Origin of the sequence: Methylosinus sp. KRF6 (genome assembly GCF_018887255.1) — a bacterium.
Lineage (GTDB): Bacteria > Pseudomonadota > Alphaproteobacteria > Rhizobiales > Beijerinckiaceae > Methylosinus > Methylosinus sporium.
Genome location: NZ_JAHLJF010000001.1, coordinates 1,892,198 through 1,893,737 on the forward strand (window position 1 = coordinate 1,892,198; position 1,540 = coordinate 1,893,737).

2 protein-coding genes are annotated in these 1,540 nt (G+C 65.3%); both read left to right on the forward strand.

Annotated features, from left to right (window positions below):
- The first annotated feature begins 113 nt into the window (after positions 1-113).
- Entirely contained in the window at positions 114-458 is a 345-nt protein-coding gene (tnpB, locus tag KP010_RS09115) for an IS66 family insertion sequence element accessory protein TnpB (protein WP_142864771.1), read from the forward strand.
- Between the two features lie 81 nt (positions 459-539).
- A partial coding sequence (locus tag KP010_RS09120) for a transposase (RefSeq protein WP_216280751.1) occupies positions 540-1,540 on the forward strand: 1,001 nt, incomplete at its 3' end.

A 1,540-nucleotide genomic window follows, 5' to 3' on the forward strand; every position in this document is an offset into this window, starting at 1 on the left:
CGTGCGGCAAAGACGCGGCGCGTGGAGATAGAACTCGGCGGGGCGGTCGTGCGGGTGAACGCGGATATTTCGGAAGCCGACCTTCGTCGCCTGCTGCGCGCGGTGCGTGAGGCATGATCCCGCCGGGCGCACGGGTGCTGTTGCGGGCGGCGGCCGTGGATTTCCGGAAAGGTCCAGAAGGATTGGTTTCCTTGGTTCGGGACGCCGGCGCCGATCCGTTCGACGGTTCCCTCTATGTTTTCCGAGCGAAAAGAGCCGACCGGATCAAGATCGTGTGGTGGGACGGTTCGGGTCTTTGTCTTTTCGCCAAGCGCCTCGAGCATTCGCATTTCTGCTGGCCGACAGCGGGGAGCCACGAGATCCGTCTGAGCTACGCGCAAGTCATGGCGCTGGTCGAAGGACTCGATTGGCGGCGGGTTCGGGCGGTAGAGGCGCGGGCGCCGCAGAGCGCCGGCTGACCTTGGAAAAGACGCGCCGGAAGCGTTGAAAAGTCCATAAAATGCGGGACTTTCAGCGACGAAAGCGGTACCCTGCGCAGCATGATCGAGCGCTTCGGCGAGCTTCCTGACGACGTCGACGAGCTGAAGGCGCTGGCGCTCGACGCCTTGGCGCGCGTCGATCGTTCGGAGACCGACGCGCAGGCATTGCGTTCGCAAACATCGAGCCTGACGGCGAAGGTCGAGGATCTCACGCAAACCAATGCGGCTGCGAAAGCCGAGATCGATCGGCTGACATCGATCATCAAGACGCTTCATCGCGACCGCTTCGGGAAACGTTCCGAAAAGCTCGGCGCCGACGACGCCGAGCAACAGAGCTTCCTGTTCGAGGAAGTCGAAACCGGACTCGCGACGATCGACGCGCGTTTGGCGGCGAAGGCGGATGCCAAGCCGCGCAAGGCGTCTCGCGACAAGCCGCGGTTTCCCTCGCATCTGGAGCGGGTCGAGGAAATCCTGGAGCCAGAGATCCCCGAGGAGCTCCAAGGCAAGGAGCGAGTCGAGATTGGGCGGGAGGAGAGCGTCAGGCTCGATGTCGTGCGCGCGCGCTTCCGGCTGATCGTGACGATCCGGCCGAAATACGCCTACAAGGACCCCGCCGCGATCCTGCAAGCGCCGGCGCCCGAGCATATCGTGGAAGCCGGCCTGCCGACGGAAGCGCTGCTCGCGCAAGTCGCGGTGTCGAAATACGCCGACGGGCTGCCGCTCTACCGCCAGGAGGCCATCTACCTTCGCGATGGCGTCGAGCTGGGACGTTCGCTGATGGCGCAATGGATGGGCGCGGTCGGTTTCCACTTCGAGCCGCTGGCGGCGCATGTGCTCGCGCGCATCCGCGAGGGTGAACGGATCTTCGCCGACGAAACGACGCTGCCCACGCTGAGCCCCGGCGCCGGGAAGACCAAGACGTCCTGGTTGTGGGCCTATGCGCGGGATGATCGGCCGTTCGGAGGCGCGGGACCGCCGATGGTCGCCTATCGGTTCGAGGAGAGCCGATCCGGCGATTGCGCGGCGCGCCACCTGGGCGACTATCGCGGCATCCTGCAATG

What these genes read in the sequence shown, in the direction of transcription:
- tnpB (WP_142864771.1), top strand. Translation starts at nt 114, where the DNA reads ATGATCCCGCCGGGCGCACGGGTGCTGTTGCGGGCGGCGGCCGTGGAT.